We start from the raw sequence: 22,604 nt of genomic DNA on the forward strand, positions 1-22,604 counted from the left end.
CGTCCCACTACCCATGAGTACGGACCTGTTCTACTCTCCGAATCGTGCCAGTGATTGCTGGCGGGGTTGTGGATCGCGGGAGGCGTCGGCATGGCCGAGCACGAGCACGTACGAGTGGCGGTGATCGGATCCGGATTCGGCGGCCTGGGGGCCGCGGTCCGGCTGCGCCGCGAGGGGATCAGCGACTTCGTCGTCCTGGAGCGCGCCGATTCGGTCGGCGGCACGTGGCGGGACAACAGCTACCCGGGCTGCGCGTGCGACGTACCGTCCCATCTGTACTCGTTCTCCTTCGCGCCCAACCCCGACTGGCCGCGTACCTTCTCGGGGCAGCGGCACATCAGGGCGTACCTGGAGCACGTCACCGACGCCTTCGGGCTGCGGCCGCACATCAGGCTGAACCACGAGGTGCGGCTGATGCACTGGGACGCGGACGAGCTGCGCTGGGAGATCGAGACCTCGCGGGGTGTGATCACCGCCGACGTGGTGGTGTCGGCGACCGGGCCTCTCTCGGACCCGAAGGTCCCGGACGTCCCCGGGCTCGCCGGGTTCCCCGGCAAGGTCTTCCACTCGGCGCGGTGGGACCACGACTACGACCTGCGCGGCAAGCGGGTCGCGATGATCGGGACCGGGGCGTCCGCGATCCAGATCGTGCCCTCGATCCAGCCCGACGTGGCGAAACTGACGCTCTTCCAGCGCACCCCGCCGTGGGTGATGCCCCGCGTGGACCGGGCGATCAGCGGGGCCGAGCGGTGGCTCCACCGGCAGCTGCCCATCACCGGGAAGGCGCGGCGCGGGCTGCTGTTCGGGATTCGGGAGCTGCAGGTCACCGCGTTCACCAAGCATCCCAACCAGCTCGGGGCCATCGAGTCGCTGGCCAAGGCCAACATGGCCAAGGCGATCAAGGACCCGGAGCTGCGGGCCAAGCTGACACCGTCGTACCGGATCGGCTGCAAGCGCATCCTGCTGTCGAGCGCGTACTACCCGGCGCTCGCGAGGCAGAACGTCGACGTGGTCGCCTCCGGTCTCCGGGAGGTGCGGGGATCGACGGTCGTCGCGGCCGACGGCACCGAGGCCGAGGTTGACGCGATCATCTTCGGTACGGGCTTCCACGTCACCGACCTGCCGATCGCCGAACGGGTGGTCGGCGCGGACGGCATCACACTCGCCGAGGCGTGGAAGGACGGGATGGAGTCGCTGCGCGGCGCGACCGCGGCCGGCTTCCCCAACTGGATGTCGATCATCGGGCCCAACACGGGCCTCGGGAACAGCTCGATGATCCTGATGATCGAGTCACAGCTGAACTACATGGCTGACTACCTGCGGCAGTTGCGGGTCCTGGGCGGGAAGGTGGCGCTGGGGGCGCGCGCTTCGGGTGTGCACGCGTGGAACCGGCGGGTGCAGGAGCGGATGAAGCGGACCGTGTGGAACACGGGCGGCTGCGACAGCTGGTACCTGGACGCGAACGGGCGCAACACCACCATCTGGCCGGGCACGCCGAGTGAGTTCCGGCGGGCGACCCGGGAGGTGAACCTCGCGGAGTACGAGGTGATCCGGGTCCGGGAGCACGCCGAGGCCGGGGCGGTGGCTGATGCCGTCGGCGGGGGCGGTGCGGGTGCGGGTGCCGGTGCCGGTGTGACGGAGGCCGTCGCATGAGCCGGTTGATGAAGGCGCCCGGCGAGACGCTGGTGCCGTCCCGCGAGCTGACCGCCGTCTCCGCCGACGGATCACGGCTGCACGTCGAGGTGTACGGGCCGGACGGCGCACCCGCGGTCGTCCTGGCCCACGGCTGGACCTGCTCGACGCTCTTCTGGGCTGCGCAGGTCCGCGAACTCGCCGGTGAGCACCGGGTCGTGCTGTACGACCAGCGCGGCCACGGCCGTTCCCCCGCCGCGGAGCCGCGCGGCTACAGCACGGACGCGCTCGCCGACGACCTCGAAGCGGTGCTCGCCGCCGCGCTCGGCCCCGGTGAGCGGGCGGTGGTGGCCGGGCACTCCATGGGCGGCATGACGATCATGGCGTCCGGCGGGCGGCCCGGGTTCCGTGCGCACGCGGCCGCCGCACTGCTGTGCAGCACGGGCAGCTCGCGGCTGGTCGACGAGTCGCTCATCCTGCCGATGCGGGCCGGTCGGATACGCACCCGGATCACGCGCGCGGTGCTCGGGGCGCGTGTGCCGCTCGGACCGGTCACACCGATCTCCAGGAAGATCCTCAAGTACGCGACGATGGGGCCGGGGGCGTCTGACGAGCGGGTGGCTGAGTGCGCGCGTATCGTCCATGCCTGCCCGCGCGCGGCGCGCGTGGCCTGGTCGCATGTGCTCGGGGAGCTCGACCTCGCCACCGGACTGCGGGAGCTGGACGTACCCACGGCCGTCGTCGCGGGGAGCGCGGACCGGCTGACTCCGCCAGTGCACGCGCGGGCGGTCGTGGCCGCCCTGCCGCAGTCGCTGGGGCTGACCGAGCTGACCGGCGTGGGCCACATGACGCCGATCGAGGCGCCGGAGGCCGTCACCGCGAAACTCCGCGAACTGGTGCGTACGTACGTCGTCCCCGTCGTCTTCGGGGGCTGTAACGAAGCGAAGGAGCACGCCGTATGAGCAGCAGGCAGAGCCTTGAGGGACAGGTCGCGGTCGTCACGGGCGCCGCGCGCGGGGTCGGTGAGCTGCTGGCCCGCAAACTGTCGGCGCGCGGGGCGAAGGTGGCGCTGGTCGGCCTGGAGCCGGACGAGCTGAAGCAGGTGGCGGCGCGGCTGCACGCGGACGCGCACTGGTGGCACGCCGATGTCACCGACCACGAGGCGATGGCGCGGGTCGCGCGCGAGGTCAAGGAGCGCTTCGGGAAGGTCGACATCGTCGTCGCCAACGCGGGGGTGGCCTCCGGCGGGCCGTTCGTGGACTCCGATCCCGAGTCCTGGCGGCGGGTGATCGAGGTGAATCTGATCGGCAGCGCGGTGACGGGGCGGGCGTTCCTGCCCGTACTGATCGAGAGCCGCGGTTACTTCCTCCAGATCGCGTCGCTGGCCGCGATCACGCCGGCGCCGATGATGACGGCGTACTGCGCGTCGAAGTCGGGCGTCGAGGCGTTCGCGCACTCGCTGCGCGCCGAGGTCGGCTATCGCGGGGTGCGGGTGGGCGTCGGATATCTGTCGTGGACCGACACGGACATGGTCCGGGGCGCGGACGAGGACGAGGCCATGCGCGAGCTTCGCGGCCGGCTCCCCTGGCCGTCGAACCGGACGTATCCGCTCGGCCCCGCCGTGGACCGGATCGTCGCCGGGATCGAGCGCCGTTCCTCCCACGTGTACGCGCAGTGGTGGCTGCGGGGGATGCAGTCTGTACGGGGATACCTGCCGGCGATCATCGGCGTGGTCGGCCAGCGCGAGATGAAGCGCTTCGCGCCGCGCCTGGCAGGGGTCGGGAAGGGGCTCGTCGGGGCGGGCGGCGAGGCGGACGAGAAGGCGCGTACGTCCGGCTCGGCGGCGGCGGGGACGGGAGCGGCGACGGGAGCCGGCACCGGGGCGGGCGCATGAGGGTGATGATCGAAATGCACTGAATGTCCGGTCGTGTGAGGCTGGTCCTGGCCCGAGGGGGCAGCGCCCCCCCGGGGCCTCACCCACATCCTTCACGTTCCTCCAGGAGTGCATCTCATGGGCATTGCGGACCAGTTCAAGGACAAGGCGCGCCACATGGCCGAACAGGCGAAGCCGGCGAAGCCGACGAAGGTCAACCCCCGGGACGAGGCGTCGGAGCGCGGCCGGCCGGCGCGGGACCGTGACATGGACCGGGACGCGGACCGGGACGTCATGGAGGGCGAGCGGGGCGTGACCGGCCGGGAGCCGAACCGGGCCTGAGAGGTAGCGCTAACGGCCTGGTGCGCGATAGGGGCGGATCAGCCTGCGGCGTCGGATGCGGTGCATCGCAAGGCGGCGGAGCGTCCTCATAGCGGAGCTATCAGGGAGTTTCGCCAACGCGGCGAGGTGCCGTAGCCGGCGTCGCGGGCCCGTCCCCTATCGCGCACCAGGACGTAAGGGGTGCATCCGGTCCGGGTGCACCCCTTCGGTGTGCGTGGAGTCCGTCGGCGTGTTCCTCGGCCACCTCAGTCGCCGGACGGGCTCCGATCGCGCGGCGGCAGTTTCGGGCGGGACTTGTCGGGGGTGTCCGCATACGTCGGAGGGGTGGCCGCCGGGCGGGCCGACAGGAGGTCCAGGGCCAGTTGGACCGCGTCGTCGAGTTGGGCGTGGCGGCCCTCCGCCCAGTCGAGGGGGGTGCGCAACACCTCCATGTCCGGCTCCACGCCGTGGTTCTCGACCGACCAGCCGTACGCGTCGAACCACGCCGCGTTCATCGGCACCGTGATCACCGTGCCGTCGCCCAGCGTGTGGCGGCCCGTCATGCCGACCACTCCGCCCCAGGTGCGCTGGCCCACCACCGGGCCGAGGCCCAGCAGTTTGAACGCCGCCGTGATCATGTCGCCATCGGATGACGTCGCTTCGTCGGCGAGGGCGACGACCGGGCCCCGAGGAGCGTTCGAGGCGTACGAGACCGGTTGCGCGTCCCGGGTCAGGTCCCAGCCGACGATGGTGCGGGTGAGCTTCTCCACCACCAGTTCGCTGATGTGGCCGCCCGCGTTGCCGCGTACGTCGACGATCAGCGCCGGGCGGGAGACCTCCATCCGCAGATCGCGGTTGAACTGGGCCCAGCCCGAGCCGCCCATATCGGGGATGTGCAGATAGCCGCACTGGCCGCCGCTCAGCTCCCGGACGACTTCCCGCCGTTTGGCAACCCAGTCCTGGTAGCGCAGCGGGCGTTCGTCGATCAGCGGGACGATCGCGACTCTGCGGGCCCGGCCGCCTTCGCCCTCCGCCGGCCGGAACGTCAGCTCCACCGTCGTGCCGCCGGCCGCCGAGAGCAACGGGTACGGGCCGGCCACCGGGTCCACCGGGCGGCCGTCGATGTGGGTGAGCACCGCGCCCTCGCGGATGCCGGTGCCGGCCAGCGGCGAGCGCGCCTTGGAGTCCGACGACTCGCCCGGCAGGATCCGCCGCACCAGCCATGCCCCGTCCCGGCAGACGAAGTTCGCGCCGAGCAGGCCTATCGGCCGCTGGTAGTGCGGCGGGCCCTCGTTGCGGCGCGCCGCGGAGACGTACGCGTGCGAGGTGCCGAGCTCGCCCAGCACCTCGCGGAGCAGGTCCGCGAACTCGTCGGGGGACGCGACGCGGTCGAGCAGCGGGCGGTACTGGTCCAGGATCGCGTCCCAGTCGATGCCGCACATCTGCGGCTCCCAGAAGTACGCCCGGATGATGCGGCCCGCCTCCGCGTACGCCTGGCGCCACTCCGCCTCCGGGTCGACCTCGTGCAGGATGCGGCGCAGGTCGAGGTAGACCGTGCTGTCGTTGTCGCCCGACTCGGTCGCGGGTACGGCGCGCAGCTCGCCCTCGTCCATCACCACCAGGCGCGTGCCGTCGCCGCTCACCGCGAACCAGTCCAGGTGGTCGACCAGTTCGGACTTGCGCGCCTTGGTGATGTTGAAGTGTTCGAGCGTGGGGCGGCCCGACATGTCCGCCGGGTTGGCGAACGTCTCCCCCAGCGCGCCCGAGATGGGCCAGCGCAGCCAGACCAGTCCGCCGCCGCTCACCGCGTGCAGGCCGGAGTACTTCGACGCCGAGACGGGGAACGGGGTCACGCGGTTGGGCAGGCCCTCTATTTCGACCAGGACCGTCGAGCTCTCGCTACCGCCGCCGCTGTCGCCGTCGCTCTCGGCCAGGCTGTCCGACGGGTCCAGGCCGCCCGCCGCCGGGCGGCCGTCGGGGGACAGGGCGAAGGGGGACGGGGTCGCCGAGGACAGCGGGACCAGGTAGGGGCGGCACCCGAGGGGGAACGACAGGTCGCCGGTGTGGACGTCGTACACCGGGTCGAAACCGCGCCAGGAGAGGAACGCGAGGTAGCGGCCGTCGCTCGTGAACACCGGGTTCTCGTCCTCGAAGCGGCCGTTGGTGACGTCGACGATCTGACGGGTCTCGATGCGCGCCATCTTGATCTGGCGCAGTGAGCGGCCGATGCCGGGGTGGGACCAGGTCAGCCAGGCGCCGTCCGGGGAGAACGCCAGGTCGCGGACGGGGCCGTTGGTGGAGCGGATCAGTTCGGTGACGGTGGTGGGGTGCGGGTTGGGTGGGTCTGGGGTGTGGTGTGGGTTCGGTGGGTTCGGTGGGTTCGAGGGGTCTGTGGTGAGGTCTGGGGTTGGTGGGTCTGTGGCTTCTGTCGCGTCGATCAGGAGCAGGCGGCCGTCGTGCGAGGCGATCGCGATCCGTTCGCCCTCCGGGTCCGGCACCATCTCGTGTACGCGGCCCAGCTCGCCGGAGGCAAGGCGGCGCGGTGCGCGGTCGCCGCTGGCCCGCGGGAGGTAGCCGATCTCGATCGCGTCCTCGCCCTCGGCGTCTGTGACGTACGCGACCTGGCCGCCGCTGCCGAGCATTTCCGGCAGGCGGGCCCGTACTCCCGGGTTGTCCGCGATCGTGCGCGCCGGGCCGTCGCGGTGGGTCAGCCAGTACAGGCTGCCGCGCACCACCACGGCGCTCGCGCGGCCTGTGGTGTCCACGGAGAGGCCGTCCACGTTGCTGGCGGCCGGCACCTGATACCTGCGGCGGCCGGCCCGGGGGCCGCCGAGGCGGACGTCGAGGCGGCGCGGGACGGCGACGGGGGACAGGTCGTCGACCAGCCACAGGTCGCCCGCGCACTGGTAGACGACACGTGTGCCGTCGCTGGACGCGTGCCGGGCGTAGAACGCGTCGTGGTCGGTGTGGCGGCGCAGGTCGGTGCCGTCGTACCGGCAGGAGTAGAGGTTGCCCACGCCCTCGTGGTCGGACAGGAACGCGATACGTCCGCCCACGAACATCGGGCAGTCCAGGTGGCCGCCGATGTCGGGCAGCAGTCGCTTGCCGTGCAGCCACAGGCGGCCGGTCGCGCCGCCGCGGTAGCGCTTCCACGCGGCGGGCTCGTGCGGGGGCGTGCCGGTGAGCAGGAGCGTACGGCGCTCGCCGTCGATGTCCGCGACCGCGATGTCGGAGACCGGGCCCCAGGGGAGTTTGGCGCCGGGGCTGCCGTCGGTGGGCAGGGTGTAGGCCCAGGAGAAGTGGGAGAAGGGCTGGCCGTGGGAGGCGACGGCCAGGATGTGGGGCGCGATGTCGTGGGAGTTGGGGGAGTTCTCGTGCGGGGTCCAGCCGCAGACCCGGGTGTCCGGGGAGCCCCAGTGGCTGAGCCTGCGCGCGGGGCCGCCGTCCACCGGGGCCAGGTGGATCTCGGGGTCGAGGCTGCGCCAGGTGGTATAAGCGATGTGTTGGCCGTCGGGGGAGAAGCGGGGGTGGCCGACCTTGGTGCGGTCCACGGTGAGGCGCCGGGCGTGGTCGGGGCGGTGGCCGGGGGGTACGAGGGGGGCCACCCAGAGGTCGTCCTCGGCTGCGAAGCACAGGAGGTCGCCGTGGAGGTGGGGGAAGCGGAGGTAGGCGGGCGCGTGTGCGGGGGCCTTGGGGTCGGTGCCGCGCCGGGGCGTCTCCTCGGGTGTCGAACGTTCGGGTAGATCGCCTTGTTCGGGGTGTTTGCGTTCGACACCCTGCGGGGAGCGCCCCGACGCGGCCCCTCCCGGCACCTCGGCACGCGACGCGGTGGGTTCTCCGGGCGGGGGTGCTCCGGGCGCGCGGGTCGGGTCTTCTGGGTGCGGGCCGACGGACCCGGGTGCGGCGCTCACCCCCCAATGCTTTCCGGAGGCAGGGGTGGTGGCAACTTGTGGCGCAGAACACCACCGAAACGGTTTCGTTTCGGTGGTGCGAAGGCGTAGTTTCTGGTGTACGAAACCGTTTCGTTCACTGAAGGAGGTTGAGCATGGTGCGTACGCGACTCACGCCGGAGCGCGCGGGGGAGTTGTACGAGGCCGTACTCGCACTCCTCGGCGAAGTCGGCTACGACGCATTGACCATGGACGCCGTCGCCGCCCGTACCCGATCCAGCAAGGCCACCCTCTACCGCCAGTGGGGGAGCAAGCCGGAGCTGGTCGCCAGGGCTCTCAGGCACAACAAGCCGGTGAGTCTCGGCGATGTCGACACCGGGTCGCTGCGGGGCGATTTTCATGCCCTGGTGGAGCGGACGGACGACTGCCGGCTGGAGCGGGACTCCGCCTTGATGCGGGGGCTCGCGCAGGCCGTGCATCGCAATCCTGATCTTCATCGGGCCCTGCGTGAGCAGCTGATCGCGCCCGAGCTCACGGGCCTTGATGTGCTGCTGCGCCGGGCTGTCGAGCGGGGGGAGATTCCCGCCGACACGCCTGCCCTGCGGTACGTGCCGCACATGCTGATCGGGGCCTTCGTCGCCCGGCAGCTGATCCTGGACCGGTCGCCCGACCGGGCCTACCTCGCCGACTACGTGGATGCCGTGGTGCTTCCCGCCTTGGGCGCGGCCTGATGCGGTAGTGCCTCGTGGGTCTCCCCGCCCGCGATCTGACTCCACCTGACGCACACCGCTCTTGTCGTCGGGCTGGTCACCCCTGCCCTGTACGTCTTCAACGACCTGACCGGGAGTACGCCCTCGTGGCCACATTCCTTTACAAGCTGGGCCGGTTCGCCTTCCGCCGCCGCCCCTTCGTCGCCCTCGCCTGGGTGGCGCTGCTGGTGCTCGCCGGCGTCGGCGCCGCCTCGGCTTCCACTGCTACGTCCAGTTCCTTCTCCATACCGGGGACCGAGGCCCAGAAGGCTTTCGATCTGCTCGACGAGCGCTTCCCGGGCGCCGCCGCGGACGGTGCCACCGCCCGTGTCGTGTTCAAGGCTCCCGAGGGGGAGCGGATGACCGACGAGGACCATCGCGGTGCTGTGGAGAAGGTCGTCGGTGAGCTCAGGTCCGGGTCCGACCAGGTTGCCTCGGTCGTCGATCCGTACGCCGGCAAGGCCGTCAGCCGGGACGGCAGGATCGCGTACACCCAGGTCTCGTACAAGGTCAGCGGGATGGAGCTGACCGACAAGACGCGCGAGGCCCTCACCGAGGCCGGTGACGAGGCGCGCGAGAGCGGGCTGAGCGTCGAGATCGGCGGTGACGCGCTGCAGGCCGTGCCCGAGACCGGGGCCGGCGAGATCATCGGCGTGGGTGTCGCCGCGGTCGTGCTGGTGATCACCTTCGGGTCGCTGATCGCTGCGGGGCTGCCGCTCGTGACCGCGATCGTGGGCGTCGGGATCGGCGTTTCGACCATCGCCGCGCTGGCGAACGTGCTGGATCTGGGGTCCACCACTTCGACGCTGGCGATGATGATCGGTCTCGCCGTCGGCATCGACTACGCGCTGTTCATCGTCTCCCGCTACCGCGCCGAACTCGCCGAGGGGCGTGAGCGCGAGGACGCGGCGGGGCGTGCCGTCGGGACCGCCGGGTCCGCTGTCGTCTTCGCCGGGCTGACGGTGGTGATCGCCCTCGTCGGGCTGGCCGTCGTCAACATTCCGATGCTCAGCAAGATGGGCTTCGCCGCCGCCGGCACTGTTGTGATCGCCGTTCTGATCGCTCTCACCCTGGTGCCCGCGCTGCTCGGGTTCGCCGGGGAGCGGATCATGGGCCGCAAGGCGCGTCGGCAGGCGGCCGACGCGGGTCCTGGCAAGCCGAACATGGGGACGCGCTGGGCCCGGTTCGTGCTGCGGCGGCCGGTGGCCGTGCTGGTGACCGCCGTGGTCGGGCTCGGCATCATCGCCGTACCCGCGGGGTCGCTGGAGATGGGGCTGCCGGACGACGGTTCGCAGCCGGTCAGCACCACTCAGCGCAAGGCGTACGACCTTGTCTCCGAGGGCTTCGGGCCCGGCTCCAACGGGCCGTTGATGCTGGTCGTCGACGTCAAGGGTGCGGACGACGCGAAGGGCGCGGTCCGTGAGGTCGCGGCCAAAGTCGGGAAGTTGGACGGCGTCGCCGCGACGGTCCCGGGGCAGTTCAACAAGGCCGGTGACGCTTCGCTGATCACCGTGGTGCCCAAGGACCGGCCCAGTTCCGAAGGGACGGAGGAGCTGGTCCGTTCCATCCGTGACGGACGGGCCGAACTCCGGTCCGACACGGGCGCCGAGGTGCTGGTCACCGGCGCCACGGCGATGAACATCGACTTCTCGCAGAAGATGAACGACGCGCTGCTGCCCTACCTGGCTCTGGTGGTCGGGCTCGCGTTCCTGCTGCTGATGCTCGTCTTCCGGTCGGTGCTGGTGCCGCTGAAGGCGGCGCTCGGGTTCCTGCTGTCCGTGGTGGCGGCGCTGGGCGCGGTCGTCGCGGTCTTCCAATGGGGCTGGCTCGCCGCCCTGTTCGGCGTCGAGCAGACCGGGCCCGTGATGTCGATGATGCCGATCTTCATGGTGGGCGTCGTCTTCGGTCTCGCCATGGACTACGAGGTCTTCCTGGTGACGCGCATGCGTGAGGCGTACGTCCACGGGGAGCGGCCGGGGCAGGCCATCGTCACCGGCTTCCGGCACGGCGCCCGGGTCGTCACGGCCGCAGCCGTGATCATGATGGCCGTCTTCGCGGGCTTCATCGGGTCGAGCGAGGCCATGGTCAAGATGATCGGGTTCGGGCTAGCCATCGCGGTGTTCTTCGACGCGTTCGTGGTGCGGATGGCGATCGTGCCGGCCGTACTGGCGCTGCTCGGCAAGGCCGCGTGGTGGCTGCCGCGCTGGCTGGACAAGGCGCTGCCGAACGTCGACGTCGAGGGCGAGCAGCTGCGCAAGGCACTGGGTGACGCCCCGTCCGAGGACGAGCGGGAGCTTGTGCGGGCCTAGCTGGGTGTGTTGGGACTGACTGCTGGGGCCCCTCTGGTCTTCGGACCGGAGGGGCCCTCGGCGCGTTCGGGGATGGGCTCCTCGGCCGCGTGGGTACGGCGCAGGAAGCGCAGCAGCGGGGCCCGGTCGAACTGGAGGACGGCCACGCCCTGCGGCGAGTGCAGCTCCAGTACCGTCTGCACCCTGCCGCACGGCCAGACCCGCACATCGCCGGCGGCGGTCTCGACGGGGCTTCGGATGCCGGTCTCCAGAACCGCGCGGGCGAAGACCCACTCGTTCTCGGTGCCGTCCGGGGAGATGCCCGGCGGGAAGACGAGCCGCACGGCGGGCGGGTCGTCCGCCGGGTCGTAGCGCAGGGCGACGGCGACGGCGCGGGTCAGGGCGGCGTCGGTGATGAGCCTGGCCCGTGCGTGGTCCTCAATGACGGCGTACATCGGGCGGCTCCTGAAGTTTGTCTTGTTTGTCATTTAATGTCCCACATTTCCGGCGTGAGGCTCGGTCCAGCTGTGACCCGTGCGCTCTTGCGACCTCTTCGCAACAAGGGCATCATCGAACGGTTACCCACCCCGCAGGAAGCGGAGCCTCTCCATGCATGTCCCCGACGGATTCATCAACACACCTGTTTCGGTCGCGGCGGGTGTCGTCGCGGTGGGCGCGGTCGCCGTCAGCCTGCGCGGAGCGCGGCGCGAACTGGACGAGCGGACGGCCCCGCTGGCCGGTCTCGTCGCCGCTTTCATCTTCGCCGTACAGATGCTGAACTTCCCCGTCGCCGCCGGTACGAGCGGGCATCTGCTCGGTGGTGCGCTCGCCGCCATCCTGGTGGGGCCGTTCACCGGGGTGCTGTGCATCGCCGTCGTGCTCCTGATGCAGGGCATCCTCTTCGCGGACGGCGGTCTCACCGCGCTCGGCGTGAACATCACCGTCATGGGCATGGTCACCGTCGTCGTCGCGTACGGACTCTTCCGCGGCCTCGTGCTGGTCCTGCCCCGCGGGAGGCGCTCGGTCACCGTCTCCGCGTTCGTCGCCGCCCTGGTGTCCGTGCCGGCTTCGGCCGCCGCCTTCACGCTGCTCTACGCCGTCGGCGGCACCACGCAGGTGCCGATCGGCAAGGTGCTGACCGCGATGGTCGGTGTTCACTTCCTCATCGGCATCGGCGAGGCCGCGATCACCGCCCTGACCGTCGGCGCCGTCATCGCCGTACGGCCCGACCTGGTGCACGGGGCGCGCGGGCTCGCCGCCCCGCTCAAGCTGCTGGTCGGCGGTGAGCTGGTCGACGCGGCGCCCACCGGGCCGGCCCAGGAGCCGGTCGCGGCCCGGTCCACCGGCTCGACGCGCAGGGTGTGGGGCAGCGGGCTCGCCGCCGCCCTCGTCATCGCCGGGTTCGTCTCGTTCTACGCTTCCGCCAGCCCCGACGGGCTGGAGAAGGTCGCGGCCGACAAGGGCTTCGACAAGAACGTCGAGGACCACGCCGCAGCCGGCTCCCCGCTCGCCGACTACGGCGTCAAGAACATCAGCGACGGCCGCGTCTCCGGGGGTCTCGCCGGGGTGATCGGCGTCGGCACGACCGTCGTCGTCGGCACCGGCATCTTCTGGACGGTCCGGCGCCGGCGCGACCAGACGCAGGCCGAGACCGCCGGACCGGCGGACGCGCAGTCGATGGAAGCGGTCTGAGGTGGGCGCGGGCCACGCCCACAAGCTCTACCGGCACGGGCACACGGCCGTCCACGCCCTGCCGCCACACTGCAAACTCGCCGCCGTCTTCTGCTTCGTGCTCGTCGTCGTGTCCACACCGCGCGAGGCGGTCTGGGCGTTCGCGGCGTACGCCGGCCTGCTCGGCGCAGTCGCGTACGCCTCCCGCGTCCCGGCGGGCTATCTGCTCAAGCGGATGCTGATCGAGGTCCCCTTCGTCGCCTTCGCCGTGCTGATGCCGTTCGTGGCCGAGGGCGAGCGGGTGGAGGTGCTCGGCATGTCGCTGAGCGTCTCGGGTCTGTGGGGTGCCTGGAACGTCCTGGCCAAGGGGACGCTGGGGGTCGCCGCCTCCGTACTGCTCGCCTCGACCACCGAGCTGCGGTCCCTGCTGCTGGGGCTCCAGCGGCTGAAGCTCCCGCCGATGCTCGTACAGATCGCCTCCTTCATGATCCGGTACGGCGATGTGATCACCGACGAGATGAGGCGGATGTCCATCGCCCGCCGCTCGCGCGGCTTCGAGGCGCGGGGGGTGCGTCACTGGGGGGCGCTGGGCAAGACGGCGGGTGCGCTGTTCATCCGCTCGTACGAGAGAGGCGAACGCGTGCATCTGGCGATGATCAGCAGGGGGTACGCCGGCACCATGCCGGTGATCGACGAGGTGACGGCGACGCGGAGGCAGTGGTCGTACGCCGCGGCCCTCCCGGTGTCGGCGCTGGCCGTGTGTCTGCTGGGATGGTCGCTGTGACCGATACGCCTGTTCCCTGTGTTCCCCCTGAGCCCTCTGCCCCCTCTGACCCCCTTGTTCCCTCGCTGGACGTGTCCGGGCTGGCGTACGCCTACCCCGACGGGCACCAGGCCCTCTTCGGCGTCGACCTGAGCGTGGCGCGCGGCGAGCGCGTGGCGCTGCTCGGGCCGAACGGTGCCGGCAAGACCACGCTCGTACTGCACCTGAACGGCATTCTCACGGCCGGCGCCGGTTCGGTGACGGTGGCCGGGCTGCCCGTCGGCAAACGGCACCTCGCGGAGATCCGGCGCCGGGTCGGCATCGTCTTCCAGGACCCCGACGACCAGCTCTTCATGCCGACGGTGCGCGAGGACGTGGCGTTCGGGCCGGCGGCGGCGGGGGTGCGGGGCGAGCGGTTGGAGACGTGCGTCATGGCGGCGCTGGAGCGGGTCGGCATGGCGGCGTACGCCGACCGGCCGCCGCACCACCTGTCCTTCGGGCAGCGGCGGCGGGTGGCGGTGGCGACCGTGCTGGTGATGGAGCCGGAGATCCTGGTACTGGACGAGCCGTCGTCCAACCTGGACCCGGCCTCGCGGCGCGAACTGGCGGACATTCTGCGGGCGTTGGACATTACTGTGCTGATGGTGACGCACGATCTGCCGTACGCGCTGGAGCTGTGTCCTCGGGCGGTGATCCTGAGTGGGGGCGTGCTGGTGGCGGACGGGCGGACGCGGGATCTGCTCGTGGACGAGGACTTGATGCGGGCCCACCGGCTGGAACTGCCGTTCGGCTTCGACCCGGCACGAACAAGCCCGTCCGGCGTCTGAGGACGACGCCCGCAGGGCGTCCGGGGGATAAAGACCCCCCGCCGCCCCACCCGGCAGGGCCGTGCACCATGGGGGGCATGAGTACGAGCGCAGGGGTGGACGTGCAAGGCACGGTCGAGGCCGGCTTCGAGCCGGTCGAGGCCGCATTCGTACGCAACTTCACGGAGCGCGGCGAACACGGCGCCGCCGTGGCCGTCTACCGCCACGGCCGCAAGGTCGTCGACCTGTGGGCCGGCACCCGCGATGTCGACGGCGCCGAGCCGTGGGCGGTCGACACCGCCCAGGTCGTACGGTCGGCCACCAAGGGCGTCGCCGCCGCCGTGCCGTTGCTGCTGCACCAGCGCGGGCAGATCGACCTGGACGCGTCCGTCGGCACGTACTGGCCCGATTTCAAGGCGAACGGCAAGGAGCGTGTCCTCGTCCGCCACCTGCTGTCCCACCGGGCCGGTGTGCCGCTGTTCGAGCGGCCGTTGACTCCCACCGAGGCCGTCGACGGGGTGTCGGGACCGCGCGCCGTCGCCGCGCAGGCCCCCGTCTGGGAGCCCGGCACCGACCACGGGTACCACGCGCAGACGTACAGCTGGCTGATCGGCGAACTCGTGAAGCGGGTCACCGGGCGCACCATCGGACGGTGGGTCGCCGAGGAGATCGCCCGGCCGCTCGGACTCGACTTCTGGATAGGGCTGCCCGCCGACGAAGCCCACCGGGTGGGCCGGGTCGGGCCCGTCGAGGCGCCGCCCGCCGGCAGCGGCGTGCTGCGCGTGCGGCCCAAGCGGAGCGTGAGCGAGGCCTACCGGGACCCCGGCTCGCTCACCCGGCGCGCGTTCGGCGCGATCGACCCGCCGCCCGACGAGAACGACCCCGCCTACCGTGCCGCCGAACTCCCCGCATCGGGCGGCATATCCACCGCCCGCGCCCTCGCGCGGGTGTACGCCGCGATGATCGGCGAGGTCGACGGGCACCGCCTGTTCGCCCCGGCGACGCTGACCTTGGCCCGGACCGAGGAATCCGCCGGCCCCGACCGGGTCCTGGTCGTCAACACCCGCTTCGGGCTCGGCTTCATGCTGCACGGCTCCGCGGCCCCGCTGCTCGCCCCCGGCTCGTTCGGCCACCCGGGACGGGGCGGCTCGCTCGGCTTCGCCGATCCGGAGTCGGGGATCGCCTTCGGATACGTGACCAACGGGCTCCAGCAGGGCGTCACCGCCGACCCGCGCGCCCAGGCACTGGTCAGGGCCGTGCGTTCGGCCGTGTGATCGGGCCACCCGGACTGTTCTGCCGGCCGTCAGCCCGCGCGGAGCACCGCCGCCACCAGCGGGCCCGCGGCGTCGCCGCCGTGGCCGCCGGACTCCACGGACGCGGCGGCTGCCACGTCGTCGCTGAAGCCGGCGAACCAGCTGTTGGAGTCGCCCTGCCCGTCGACCTCCGCCGAACCGGTCTTGGCGCCCTTGTCGCCGCCGACCGACGCCATCGCCGCCGCACCCGTGCCCGAGACCGCCGTCTGCCGCATCATGGCGAGCAACTGGCTGTGCACGCCCGGGGAGAGTGAACGGGTCGGGTTGGCCAGCTGGCGTTCGTCCAGCGAACGCCCCACGACGATCGGCTGCTTGAACGCGCCCGCCTTGGCCGTGGCGGTGATGGACGCCATGGTGAGCGCGTTCATCTGGATCGGGCCCTGCCCGATGTACTGCGCCGCCGCCTCGCCACCGGTGGCCTCCGGCACCGAACCGTCGTACGTGGTGATCCCCGACTGCCAGTCGAGACCGATGCCGAACACCTCGCGCGCAGTCTTCGGCAGCGCCGCGTCGTCCTTCGTGTTGTCGATCTGCTTGATGAAGGCGGTGTTGCAGGAGCGGGCGAAACTGGTGGCGAAGGTGCCGTTCGGTATCTCGAAGTGGTCCAGGTTGTGGAAGGTCCGGCCCTGGTACAGCACGGTCTTCTCGCACTCGACCGGACGGTTCGCGGCGACCAGGCCCTTCTCCAGCAGCATCGCCGCCGTCACGATCTTCATGGTGGAGCCGGGCGCCTGGGTGCCGAGCACCGCCGCGTTGTGGCCGTCCGCGCGGTTGTTGGCGATCGCCAGGATCTCACCCGTGCTCGGCTTGACCGCCGCGACCGACGATTCGCCGTACTGCTTCACCGCCTTCTCGGCGGCCGCCTGCATCCCCGCGTCCAGCGTCGTCGGCAACCTGCCCGGCTTGCCCTTGGTGACGGTGAGGAGCGTGCGGGCGGGTGCGCCGGCGCGCTCGACGGCCAGCTCCACGCCCGGCTCGCCGCCCGCCTGCTGTCCGTACTTCTCCCGCAGCTGGTCCAGTACGGGGCGCAGCGACGGGTGCTTCGCCGCGGTCAGCTCCGTGCCGTCGCGGTCGACGGCCCGGATGGGCGGGGCGGAGGCCTGGCCCGTCTTCAGCGTCTCGCCGTCCTTCAGCTCCGGGTGCACGATGGGCGACTTCCAGTCGACCAGCGCCTTGCCCGAGGTCAGCCCGCGTACGACCGTCAGCTCCGACTCGTAGCTGAAGGGCTTGCTCCTGCCCCGGTACGTCACCGTGGCGTCGGCGGTGAACGGCACCTTCGCCCCGGCAGCCGTGCCGGGCGTCAGCTTCACCTTGCTGATGTGTGCCTTCTCGCGGTACGCGAACAACGCGGGCTGCGCGGCGGCGGCGTTGTTGGTCAGCTCACCGGCCGCGCGGGCGTCACCCTTGGCCCAGGCGGCGAGGAAGTCCTTCGAGGCCTGCGCGATCTCCTCCGCGCTCGGCGGCCCGCTCCTGCGCTCCGCGGCCACGGACCTGGTGTCTGCAGCGCCCCCGTCGTCCCCGCCGCTGACTACGGAGTACGCGCCGTAACTCACGCCTCCGGCCGCGACCAGGAACACCCCGCCAACGATGGTCACCTTCGCTCCGCTGCGCATGCTGTGCAGTCCCCTCCCCAGGAGTACTCCCTGAACTGAACGGGTTCAGGAAGTGCTGTACCGCTGTACCGCACTGTACGGGACGGCTCTGACACCCGCGGTGACCGTTACAAGACCGGGATAGCCCTGGCGGCCACCGCCCGGCACGCGCGGCGCTCACACCCAGGTGTCGAGCCAGATGCGGTCGCGCCATTCGTCTATGGGGATGGTCTGGCCGGTGTAGATGGGCCAGAAGTAGATGAAGTTCCAGATGATCAGCAGGACCAGAATGCCCCCGCCGACCGCCCCGATCGCCCGCCGCCGTTCGTGCGAGCCCGGTGGGCCGAGCATCGCACCGATCATCATCGCCACCGCCAGGCACAGGAACGGCAGGAAGACGACGGCGTAGAAGAGGAAGATCGTCCGCTCCTGGTAGAAGAACCAGGGCACCCAGCCCGCCGCGATGCCGCACGCGATCGCGCCCGCCCGCCAGTCGCGCCGGAACGCCCAGCGCCACAGGACGTACAGCACCGCGAAGCAGGCCGTCCACCACAGCAGCGGGGTGCCGAGGGCCAGCACCTCCTGGGCGCACTCGGTGGTCTCGCTCGCCGGGCAGCCCTCCTTGCCGGGCTTCGGGGACTCGTAGAAGTACGACACCGGGCGGCCCAGGACGAGCCAGCTCCACGGGTTCGACTGGTAGGTGTGGCCGGATGTCAGGTCGACGTGGAAGCTGTAGACCTCGCTCTCGTAGTGCCACAGGCTGCGCAGCCAGTCCGGCAGCCACGTCCAGTCGCCGCCCCGGCCCGCGCCCTGCGCCCAGTCCCGGTAGTAGCCCCTGCCGGTGACGATCCAGCCCGTCCAGGAGACGACGTACGTCGCGAACGTGACAACGACCGTCGAGACGAACGCCGGCAGGATGTCGCACCTCAGCACCGCCGTGTACGGGCGCCGAGCCCCCGCCGTGCGCCGTGTGCCCACGTCCCACAGGACCGTCAGCAGGCCGAACGCCGCCAGGATGTAGAGCCCGTTCCACTTGGTGGCGAACGCCAGCCCCAGGCACACGCCCGCCGCGATCCGCCAGGGCCGCCATCCGAGCCGCAGCCGCTCCGCGATGTCGGCGTCCGGCCGCAGTACGCCCTCGTCGTCGTGCGGGAGCGCCTGCGCGAGCCGGCCGCGTGTCCGGTCCCGGTCGATCAGCAGGCAGCCGAAGGCGGCCAGGACGAAGAACATCAGCACCATGTCGAGCAGCGCCGTGCGGCTCATCACGAAGTGCAGGCCGTCCACGGCGAGCAGCGCGCCCGCCAGGCATCCCAGGAACGTCGACCGGAAGAGCCGGCGGCCGATCCGGCACAGCATCAGCACCGACAGCGTGCCGAGCACGCACACCATGAAACGCCAGCCGAACGGCGTGAAGCCGAACAGCTGCATGCCGATGCCGATGACCCACTTGCCGACCGGCGGGTGCACGACGTACCCGGGATCGGTCGGTACGTCCACCCGTGACGGGTCGTCGAGTACCGACTTGTCGATGTCCTTGGGCCACTGGCCCTCATACCCCTGGTGGATGAGCGCCCAGGCGTCCTTCGCGTAGTACGTCTCGTCGAATATCACCGCGTCGGGCTCGCCCAGGTGCCAGAAGCGCAGCACCCCGGCGACCAGCGCGATCAGCAGGGGGCCGCCCCACGCCGCCCAGCGCACCAGGTTCAGCGCGGGGACGGGGGGCACCCCGAGCACGCGGAAGATCTGGCTGCCGGGCGTGCTGTACGGCGGCACCAGCCGTTCGCGCAGGCCGGTGACGGGCCTCGGCGCGTAGCCGTACCGCCGCAGCCGCTGCTGCCACGGCGGCGGCCCTTCCCCGGGGGCGCGGCCCTGCTGGGCTTCTGACGCGGTACTGGTCACCGCGCCATCGTAGGGAACACATCTGTGCGTGTGGTGTGCGCGCCCTGGGAGGATGGTTCCTGTGACTACTGGAACGACTGGAACGCTCGTACTCGCGGGGACCCCCATCGGCGATGTCGCCGACGCGCCGCCCCGCCTCGCCGCCGAACTCGCCACGGCCGATGTCGTGGCCGCCGAGGACACCCGGCGCCTGCGCCGCCTGACCCAGGCGCTCGGCGTGCAGACGACGGGGCGTGTCGTGTCGTACTTCGAGGGCAACGAAGCCGCCCGTACGCCCGAACTCGTCGAAGCGCTGGCGGGCGGCGCCCGGGTGCTGCTGGTCACCGACGCGGGCATGCCGTCGGTGTCCGACCCCGGCTACCGGCTGGTCGCGGCGGCCGTCGAGAAGGACATCAGGGTCACCGCGGTGCCGGGCCCGTCGGCCGTACTGACGGCGCTGGCCCTGTCAGGACTGCCCGTCGACCGGTTCTGCTTCGAGGGCTTCCTGCCGCGCAAGGCGGGCGAGCGGCTGGGCAAACTGCGTGACGTCGCCGGGGAGCGGCGGACGATGGTCTTCTTCGAGGCCCCGCACCGGCTCGACGACACCCTCGCCGCGATGGCCGAGGTTTTCGGGGACGAGCGCAGGGCCGCCGTGTGCCGCGAGCTGACGAAGACGTACGAGGAGGTCAGGCGCGGCCCGCTGAAGGAGCTCGCCGAGTGGGCGGCCGACGGCGTACGCGGAGAGATCACCGTCGTCGTCGAGGGCGCACCCGAGAGCGGGCCCGCGGACCTCGACCCGGCGGAGCTGGTGCGCAGGGTCCAGGTCCGCGAGGAGGCGGGGGAACGGCGCAAGGAGGCCATCGCCGCGGTCGCCGCCGAGGCGGGGCTGCCCAAGCGGGAGGTGTTCGACGCGGTCGTCGCGGCGAAGAACGCGGCACGGACGGGCTCCGGGGGCACCGAAGGACTATCGTAAAAAGCACAGCGCTTTACCGCGCACCGGGCCTTCTCCCACGGGCTTCCCACGGGCAAGGAGCTGCCATGAGCGAGATCGCGGGCACCGCCGGCGCAGGGACCACCGTTCACGAGGCGTACTCCTTCGCCTGCATGAGGTGCGGCCACGGCTGGGAGCAGTCGTACGAGATCCATCACCACATCGACGGCATGGGCCGCGAATTCGTCACGTACACGGCCGACGGAGAACGGATCCCCTCACCGCTGTCCCGCCCCACCTGCCTGAACTGCGGCGGACACGTGGTGCGGATCATGCGGGCGGGGCAGGTCTCCTCGGTCCAGGAGGTCCTGCGGGCGGCGGCCGGCGAGGAGCCTGTCGGTGCGGCAGGGGGAAGCCACGGCGGTGCGGGGGCGGTCACGGGAACGGCCCCCGAGGTCGCGGGTGAGGTTCCCGGGAACGTACCGGCGGACCACCAACGGCATCTCTCGGACCTGCTGCACCCCTTCCAGCACCGGAAGTGAACGGGGCGGGCCCGCTTTCGTACGATCGTGACCATGAGCCCCAAGGACGCACCACCGCCGTTGCCCGAGCCCCTGCGGGTGGCGGTCGCCGATTCGCACACCCACCTGGACATGCAGGACGGCACCGTCGATGAGGCCCTGGCCAAGGCGGCCTCGGTCGGTGTCACCACCGTCGTCCAGGTGGGCTGCGACGTGTCGGGCTCCCGCTGGGCCGCCGAAACCGCGGCGGCGCACCCGAACGTGCACGCCACCGTGGCCCTGCACCCCAACGAGGCCCCCCGCATCGTCCTCGGTGACCCGGACGGCTGGTCGCGGCAGGGCGCGCGGGTCGCGGGTGGGGACGAGGCGCTGGACGAAGCCCTCGCCGAAATCGACCGGCTGGCCGCCCTGGCGCACGTACGGGGCGTCGGCGAGACCGGCCTCGACTACTTCCGTACGGGACCCGAGGGGATGGCCGCCCAGGAACGGTCCTTCCGCGCCCACATCGAGATCGCCAAGCGGCACGGCAAGGCGCTCGTCATCCACGATCGCGAGGCGCACGCGGATGTGCTGCGCGTCCTCGACGAGGAGGGCGCCCCGGAACGCACCGTCTTCCACTGCTACTCCGGTGACGCCGCCATGGCCGAAATCTGCGGCCGGGCGGGCTACTTCATGTCCTTCGCCGGAAACATGACCTTCAAGAACGCGCAGCCGCTGCGGGACGCGCTCGCCGTCGCGCCGCTGGAACTGGTGCTCGTCGAGACGGACGCGCCGTTCCTCACCCCCGCGCCGTACCGCGGACGGCCCAACGCGCCCTATCTCATTCCGGTCACGGTGCGTGCGATGGCGGCGGTGCGGGGCATGGAGGAGGACGCCCTGGCGACGGCGCTCGCGGCGAATACGGCACGGGCGTTCGACTACTGAGTCCGGCGCGCGGGGTGACGCGAGGACAACGCCGCGACGCTCCGTGTTCGTATGGCTTTGGAGAGTGATGACAGCTCCGCTAGTGTCCCGGCCCGCAGCGTCATGGGGGCTGACCGGACTTCTGGAGCGTCGTGAGCAATTCGCAGGGCAGTCAACTCCATGAGCGCGTCGAGCCTGTGGAACCGCCGGTTCCGGTGGTTCCACAGGCGCCAATGGTGCCTGTGGTTCCGGTGGTGTCGGTGGTGCCGGTGGTCCCCCGCCAGGGTTCCGGCGGCCGCCGGGCGGGGACCCGGCGGGCGGGCCGGCGGCGCAAGGGCGCCGAGCGCCCCGAGTCGCTGCGCCGGCTGCTGCCGCAGGCGCTCGTCGTCGCGTTCCTGGCGGGCGGCACCTCGGCGTTCGTCGCCAACGACAAGGCGGTCAAGCTCAGCGTCGACGGCGTGCCCCGCACCATGCACACCTTCGCCGACGACGTCGGCGAACTCCTGGCGGACGAGGGCGTCGAAGTGGGCCCCCACGACCTCGTCGCACCCGCCCCCGGCGCCACACTGGCCGGCGGCGACGAGGTCGTGGTGCGCTACGGCCGTCCCGTGACGCTCACCCTGGACGGCAAGCGGCGCCAGGTGTGGACCACCGCCGGCACCGTCGACGGCGCGTTGCGCCAGCTCGGGGTGCGCGCGGACGGCGCGTACCTCTCGGCCTCGCGCTCCCGCACGATCGGGCGCTCCGGTCTCGCCCTGGACGTGCGCACCGAGCGGACCGTGACCTTCATGGCGGACGGGCGCGAGCGCACCATCCGTACGAACGCCGCGACCGTACGGGAGGCACTGGAGGAGACCGGCATCACCCTGCATGGCCAGGACACCATCTCCGTCCCGGCCGCCGGCTTCCCGCGCGACGGCCAGACGGTCACCGTGATGCGGATCAAGGGCACGACGGAGGTGCGCGAGGAGATCGTCCCGTTCGCCGTCGAACGGACCGAGGACCCTTCGCTGTTCCGGGGCACGGAGGTGGTCGAGCGGGCGGGCGCACCCGGGGCGAGGCGGATCACGTATGCCGTGCGGACCGTCAACGGCGTCCGGCAGAGGCCGCGAAAGATCGGCGACGAGATCGCCCGGGAGCCGGTCACGCGGCGCGTCAAGGTCGGCACGAAGGCGAAGCCGGTCGCGGTCGCCGCCGCCGGCCGCGACGGACTTGACTGGGCCGCCCTCGCGCGGTGCGAGTCGGGCGGCCGCCCCGGCGCGGTGGATCCCAGCGGGACCTATGGCGGGCTCTACCAGTTCGACACCCAGACCTGGCAGTCGCTGGGCGGCAGCGGCCGGCCGCAGGACGCGAGCGCCGCCGAGCAGACCGACCGGGCGAAGAAGCTGTACATCCAGCGCGGAGCGAGCCCGTGGCCGCACTGCGGAAGCCGGCTGCGCGGCTGATCGCGGCACCGGGGCTGCGGGATCTGCC

At 71.6% G+C, this 22,604-nt stretch carries 18 protein-coding genes; 14 read left to right on the top strand and 4 right to left on the bottom strand.

Translation table 11 applies throughout. The features are described from left to right. The first annotated feature begins 90 nt into the window (after nucleotides 1-90). The 4 genes from ACU6WZ_RS16970 (at nucleotide 91) to ACU6WZ_RS16985 (ending at nucleotide 3,847) form a co-directional block, all read left to right on the top strand. Nucleotides 91-1,653: a flavin-containing monooxygenase gene (locus tag ACU6WZ_RS16970; RefSeq protein ID WP_447028891.1), complete on the top strand. Its 1,563-nt coding sequence runs from the start codon at nucleotides 91-93 to the stop codon at nucleotides 1,651-1,653. Next, the gene (locus tag ACU6WZ_RS16975; RefSeq protein ID WP_447028892.1) at nucleotides 1,650-2,594 is read left to right on the top strand and encodes an alpha/beta fold hydrolase; all 945 of its coding nucleotides are present in this window, start codon (nucleotides 1,650-1,652) and stop codon (nucleotides 2,592-2,594) included. The genes ACU6WZ_RS16970 and ACU6WZ_RS16975 overlap by 4 nt, the downstream gene beginning before the upstream one ends. Next, nucleotides 2,591-3,526, top strand: a complete 936-nt coding sequence (locus ACU6WZ_RS16980) for an SDR family oxidoreductase (protein WP_447028893.1) — start codon at nucleotides 2,591-2,593, stop codon at nucleotides 3,524-3,526. The genes ACU6WZ_RS16975 and ACU6WZ_RS16980 overlap by 4 nt, the downstream gene beginning before the upstream one ends. Nucleotides 3,527-3,643: 117 nt before the next feature. Further along, nucleotides 3,644-3,847, top strand: coding sequence for a hypothetical protein (locus ACU6WZ_RS16985; protein WP_447028894.1), 204 nt, complete (start codon nucleotides 3,644-3,646; stop codon nucleotides 3,845-3,847). Between the two features lie 245 nt (nucleotides 3,848-4,092). On the opposite strand, the gene ACU6WZ_RS16990 is transcribed toward ACU6WZ_RS16985, so the two are convergent. Further along, on the bottom strand, nucleotides 4,093-7,461 hold the full coding sequence (locus ACU6WZ_RS16990; RefSeq protein ID WP_447034086.1) for a S41 family peptidase: 3,369 nt from the start codon (nucleotides 7,459-7,461) through the stop codon (nucleotides 4,093-4,095). Nucleotides 7,462-7,871: 410 nt separating this feature from the next. Between ACU6WZ_RS16990 and ACU6WZ_RS16995 the strand changes: the two genes are divergently transcribed. Continuing rightward, nucleotides 7,872-8,447: a TetR/AcrR family transcriptional regulator gene (locus ACU6WZ_RS16995; protein ID WP_447028895.1), complete on the top strand. Its 576-nt coding sequence runs from the start codon at nucleotides 7,872-7,874 to the stop codon at nucleotides 8,445-8,447. Between the two features lie 125 nt (nucleotides 8,448-8,572). After that, entirely contained in the window at nucleotides 8,573-10,774 is a 2,202-nt protein-coding gene (locus tag ACU6WZ_RS17000) for an MMPL family transporter (protein WP_447028896.1), read from the top strand. Here ACU6WZ_RS17000 and ACU6WZ_RS17005 read toward each other — a convergent pair. Next, entirely contained in the window at nucleotides 10,771-11,208 is a 438-nt protein-coding gene (locus ACU6WZ_RS17005; protein ID WP_447028897.1) for an SsgA family sporulation/cell division regulator, read from the bottom strand. The two genes, ACU6WZ_RS17000 and ACU6WZ_RS17005, sit on opposite strands and share 4 nt — an antisense overlap. Before the next feature lie 154 nt (nucleotides 11,209-11,362). Here ACU6WZ_RS17005 and ACU6WZ_RS17010 point away from each other — a divergent pair, with 154 nt between their 5' ends. From ACU6WZ_RS17010 to ACU6WZ_RS17025, 4 genes are all read left to right on the top strand, one after another. Then, entirely contained in the window at nucleotides 11,363-12,445 is a 1,083-nt protein-coding gene (locus ACU6WZ_RS17010) for an energy-coupling factor ABC transporter permease (RefSeq protein WP_447028898.1), read from the top strand. A 1-nt stretch (nucleotide 12,446) separates the two neighbouring features. Then, nucleotides 12,447-13,208: a cobalt ECF transporter T component CbiQ gene (gene cbiQ / locus ACU6WZ_RS17015; protein WP_447028899.1), complete on the top strand. Its 762-nt coding sequence runs from the start codon at nucleotides 12,447-12,449 to the stop codon at nucleotides 13,206-13,208. After that, nucleotides 13,196-14,014 carry an energy-coupling factor ABC transporter ATP-binding protein gene (locus ACU6WZ_RS17020; protein WP_447028900.1) on the top strand — a complete coding sequence of 273 codons (819 nt, stop codon included), beginning with the start codon at nucleotides 13,196-13,198 and terminating at the stop codon, nucleotides 14,012-14,014. The genes cbiQ and ACU6WZ_RS17020 overlap by 13 nt, the downstream gene beginning before the upstream one ends. Nucleotides 14,015-14,109: 95 nt before the next feature. Then, nucleotides 14,110-15,267, top strand: coding sequence for a serine hydrolase domain-containing protein (locus ACU6WZ_RS17025; protein ID WP_447034088.1), 1,158 nt, complete (start codon nucleotides 14,110-14,112; stop codon nucleotides 15,265-15,267). Nucleotides 15,268-15,296: 29 nt separating this feature from the next. Here the strand turns inward: ACU6WZ_RS17025 and ACU6WZ_RS17030 are convergent, their stop codons facing one another. Next, nucleotides 15,297-16,919, bottom strand: a complete 1,623-nt coding sequence (locus ACU6WZ_RS17030; protein WP_447028901.1) for a penicillin-binding transpeptidase domain-containing protein — start codon at nucleotides 16,917-16,919, stop codon at nucleotides 15,297-15,299. Between the two features lie 156 nt (nucleotides 16,920-17,075). Then, entirely contained in the window at nucleotides 17,076-18,797 is a 1,722-nt protein-coding gene (locus ACU6WZ_RS17035; protein WP_447028902.1) for a dolichyl-phosphate-mannose--protein mannosyltransferase, read from the bottom strand. A 61-nt stretch (nucleotides 18,798-18,858) separates the two neighbouring features. On the opposite strand from ACU6WZ_RS17035, the gene rsmI reads away from it, so the two are divergent. The 4 genes from rsmI to ACU6WZ_RS17055 all read left to right on the top strand — a co-directional run bounded on the left by rsmI (nucleotide 18,859) and on the right by ACU6WZ_RS17055 (nucleotide 22,576). Beyond that, on the top strand, nucleotides 18,859-19,749 hold the full coding sequence (gene rsmI, locus ACU6WZ_RS17040; protein ID WP_447028903.1) for a 16S rRNA (cytidine(1402)-2'-O)-methyltransferase: 891 nt from the start codon (nucleotides 18,859-18,861) through the stop codon (nucleotides 19,747-19,749). Between the two features lie 65 nt (nucleotides 19,750-19,814). Further along, nucleotides 19,815-20,249: a hypothetical protein gene (locus ACU6WZ_RS17045; protein WP_447028904.1), complete on the top strand. Its 435-nt coding sequence runs from the start codon at nucleotides 19,815-19,817 to the stop codon at nucleotides 20,247-20,249. Nucleotides 20,250-20,282: 33 nt separating this feature from the next. Continuing rightward, nucleotides 20,283-21,152, top strand: a complete 870-nt coding sequence (locus ACU6WZ_RS17050) for a TatD family hydrolase (protein ID WP_447028905.1) — start codon at nucleotides 20,283-20,285, stop codon at nucleotides 21,150-21,152. 212 nt (nucleotides 21,153-21,364) lie between these two features. After that, complete coding sequence (locus ACU6WZ_RS17055) at nucleotides 21,365-22,576, top strand: resuscitation-promoting factor (protein WP_447028906.1); 1,212 nt, start codon at nucleotides 21,365-21,367, stop codon at nucleotides 22,574-22,576. Nucleotides 22,577-22,604 lie beyond the last annotated feature (28 nt).

Source organism: Streptomyces hypolithicus (assembly GCF_052934925.1).